The sequence below is a fragment of the bacterium genome (genome assembly GCA_026398675.1).
GTDB lineage: Bacteria > RBG-13-66-14 > RBG-13-66-14 > RBG-13-66-14 > RBG-13-66-14 > RBG-13-66-14.
Map to the genome: position 1 here is coordinate 1 of JAPLSK010000184.1, position 3341 is coordinate 3341.

Here is a 3341-nt window from a genome sequence, read left to right on the forward strand (position 1 = left end):
GGGTATTTAAATCCCCGCCGCTTTCGCCCCCCACCCCCTCCCCCCCCCCAACGGGGGGTGGGGGCTACCCCCCCGGCCCGTGTCTCGCGGATTGCGTTGGGGTAGGGGCCGACCTTCAGGTCGGCCCGCTTCTATAAGGCAGCACTCACCCTTAAACCCGTGCCTCGCAGGCCTCCCACAGGGAGAGGGAAACCGCGGGCCGAACGGTCGGTCCGACTACGATACCTTCTCCACCGGCAGGTAGATGTCGGTCACCAACTCGGCGGGCGGCGTCTTGCCCGGGTCGCTGCGGTAGAACTCGAGGCAGGGCTCGTCGCGCATCGTATAGCCCGAACCCGCCAGCCAGACCTTGATCAGTCTGTCGAAAGTTTCACTCAGTCCCGAATAGGGGCCGACGTAGCGGTATTGGGCGTAGGTTCCGCCGGGCAGCCGCCGCACGCCCACCTCTCCCTCCGGTTTTGTACCCTCGTCCACCGCCATCGCCGCCTCGTAGCGGCACCTATCCACCTCGATCACCACTGGATTGTCCCAGGATAACCCCAGACAGGCCTCCTCGACCTTTTTTGGATGGCGCGTCGAATAGTAAGGCAGCAGCTTCCGCCAGGCTTCGTCTATCCCCTCCTGAAAATATCCCTTGGGCGAGTGGGTGTAGGCGATGGTCATCGGTTCCAGCTCGGCTATCTTGACCCCTTCCATCTCATCCTCCTCGTTTGTGGTTAGCTCTATGCGGGGAGGATAGCGTAGTTCTTCAAGGGCGGCTTTGCCCCGTTTGCTGAATTGGCTGGGGGAGCGGCCGAACTGGCGGGAGAAGGCGCGGCTGAAGGCGGCGGGCGACTCAAAGCCGGCGTCCAGGCCGATGTCGGTCACGCTGCGGTTTCTCGTCACCAGTTCGTAGGCGGCCCGTTCCAGCTTGAGGCGGCTCACGTAGGCCCCGACCGGCTCCCCGACCAGGGCGCGGAATATGCGGTGGAAGTGGAAAGGCGAGAAGCAGGCGATGCCGGCCAGCGTCGCCAGATCGCACTCCTCGTCGAGATGATACCAGAGGTAGTTGATCACCTCGTTCAGGCGACGTTGGTAGTCGCTGAGGGTTTCGTGCCTGGGCGTCACCCGCGGCTCAGCTTTTCTCTACCGGCAGGTAGATGTCGGTTACCAGCTCGGCGGGCGGCGTCTTACCCGGGTCGTTCCGGTAAATCTCCAGGCAGGCCGTCTTGCGCTTCCGGTACCCGCCCAGCTCGCGGAGCTGCCGGTGGGCCTCCCCGAAGGCCGCGCCCAGCTCGTCGTACGGCCCGACGTGGTGGTACTGCGCGAAGGTCCCCGCGGCGAGCTCGTGCACGCCGTCCACCCCCGCCGGCGGCTCGCCGGTGATGGTGAAGGCGGCGTCGTAGCGGCTCTTCTCGGTGGGCGTCGTGTCATGCGTGGTGTGCCAGACGTCGTAGTCGAAATCAATCAAAAGAATCGTGGGCAGCCCGCGGACCAGGAAGCTTTTGTGGTCGTCGTTGAGGGTGGAGCCGTAGCCGGGCTGGAACGTCCCTTCGTCCAGCCTCTTCGCGGTGTCCCAAACGCTCCGGGTGAGGTCGGGGGCGTCGAGGACGGAGTTGCCCTCGTGAAGGACCGTGAGGTCGGCGTCGCCGATCATGTCCACCACGATGCCGGCGGAGTACATGAGCGAGCCCTGGCGCGCCAGGTGCTCCGAGCCGATGCAGAAGTCCATCCCCCCGATGCGTCCCTGGTCTTCGCCGTCGAAGAGGACGAAGACGACGCCCACGTCCGGCGGGTTTTCCGCGAAAGAGCGCGCCAGCTCGAGGAGCACCGCCACGCCCGAAGCGCCGTCGTTGGCCCCGGGCACCGGCTCGGTCCGCCGGGCGGGGTTCGGGTCCTCGTCGGCGAATATCCGCGTGTCCCAGTGCGCCCCCAGCATGATGCGCCGCGGCGCCTCCGGGTTGATAACCCCGATGATGTTGGTCAGCCGGAAGGCGTACGTCCCGTCGGGGGAGACGTAATCGAAGGCGTCCAGGGCGAGCTCGTCGCAGTAACGCCCTAGTTCCCCGATGAGCCACCACCGGCAGGCCTCGTGACCCGCCGAGCCGGGGAGGCGCGGGCCGAAGGCGACCTGCTCCTCCAGGAGCCCGAAGGCCGTCTCGGCGTCGAAGGCCGCCGCGGAGAACACCATCACCAGAATCAGCGGTAGCACTTTCACAAGAGCCCCAGCTTCCGGGCCGCCCGGTCCAGGACGGCGTTGACGATGGCCACGGCCTCCTCGCCCGCGTAGTCCCGCGCGATTTCCACCGCCTCGTCTATGACCACCCGCGCCGGAGTCTCCCCCTCGAGCATCTCGGCGAGCGCCGTGCGCAACACCGCCCGTTCGATGTGACCCAGGCGCTCGAGCCGGTAGTTCTCCAGATTTTCGCGGACGAGGCCGTCAATCTCCTCCGGGTCTGCGAAGTACCGCCCCACCAGGCGGTCGGCGAACTCGACCACCTCGGGGTGGGGGAATCGGGTGCTCCAGTAGTTCTCCCTCACGCCGTCGGCGCCGCCCAGTTCGGACTGGTACAGCATCTGGAGCGCGGCCTCGCGGGCCAGGCGTCTTCGGGTCATCGGCAAACCCCCAAATAACCGACCAACGTTAGCACGACACCCCCTATACAAACAAGCCAGACCCTGCTATCTTTTTCGGGAAAAACCGTCCGGTACGCCCGATGATAAATTCACTCCCCCCCGAAGACGTCTACTTGAGCGCGGTGAACAGTCTGTTGACCGAGCGGTTCGGTTTCCCGCTGTCGCTTTCGCCCCGGGACGTGGCACAGATAATGCGGTGGTACAAAGCGGGCTTTCCGCTGGGGGCGGTGCTCGAGGGGGTGTCCGAGTCGCTGAACAAAAAGCGGCGGGGCCGGCTCACGCCGCTCACCTACTGCGCCAAGACGGTGAACGTGGCGGCCAAAAAGCGACGCCGATTCTAGGGAACCTTTCGGTCGCCGCCACCGTGTACAAATTACCGTCCGACTTGACCGGAACCGCGTTTCGTGCTATTAAGGTAAACTGCATTGCGTGAGCCGAGAGGAGGCGTTATGAGCAGGCGGCTCATCCTGGTTCTCGTGTTTCTGGCTGTGCTGGCCGTCGGCGCGCTGGCCGGGGCCGGTTTCACCGTCAGCGCGAGCTGGGGCGAGGTGAAGACCACCTTCGTCGGGTACTAGACCGTATTTTCACCCGCGCCGGGGGGCAGATCGAGGGGGCCCGCTTTTGTGTGGGCGATTATAGTTTATGGCGAAAAGGCGGGTCGTAAGGCCCGCTTTATCATGTGAATAATCTTGCAGCCTTCGTAGGGGCCGACCGACGGCGCGCCG

The 3341-nt window shown here is 65.2% G+C and carries 5 protein-coding genes; 2 read left to right on the forward strand and 3 right to left on the reverse strand.

Features of this window, described 5'->3' with window-relative positions:
* Positions 1–216: 216 nt before the first annotated feature.
* Genes NTW26_06065 through nusB form a run of 3 tightly spaced genes read right to left on the reverse strand, consistent with a single transcriptional unit; the run spans position 217 to position 2595 of the window.
* Complete coding sequence (locus NTW26_06065; protein ID MCX7021823.1) at positions 217–1107, reverse strand: AraC family transcriptional regulator; 891 nt, start codon at positions 1105–1107, stop codon at positions 217–219.
* A gap of 7 nt (positions 1108–1114) precedes the next feature.
* Entirely contained in the window at positions 1115–2197 is a 1083-nt protein-coding gene (locus tag NTW26_06070; GenBank protein MCX7021824.1) for a M28 family peptidase, read from the reverse strand.
* Entirely contained in the window at positions 2194–2595 is a 402-nt protein-coding gene (nusB, locus tag NTW26_06075; GenBank protein MCX7021825.1) for a transcription antitermination factor NusB, read from the reverse strand. The genes NTW26_06070 and nusB overlap by 4 nt, the downstream gene beginning before the upstream one ends.
* A gap of 101 nt (positions 2596–2696) precedes the next feature.
* Here nusB and NTW26_06080 point away from each other — a divergent pair, with 101 nt between their 5' ends.
* Complete coding sequence (locus NTW26_06080) at positions 2697–2957, forward strand: hypothetical protein (protein ID MCX7021826.1); 261 nt, start codon at positions 2697–2699, stop codon at positions 2955–2957.
* A gap of 108 nt (positions 2958–3065) precedes the next feature.
* Entirely contained in the window at positions 3066–3191 is a 126-nt protein-coding gene (locus tag NTW26_06085) for a hypothetical protein (GenBank protein MCX7021827.1), read from the forward strand.
* The last annotated feature ends 150 nt before the right edge of the window (positions 3192–3341 follow it).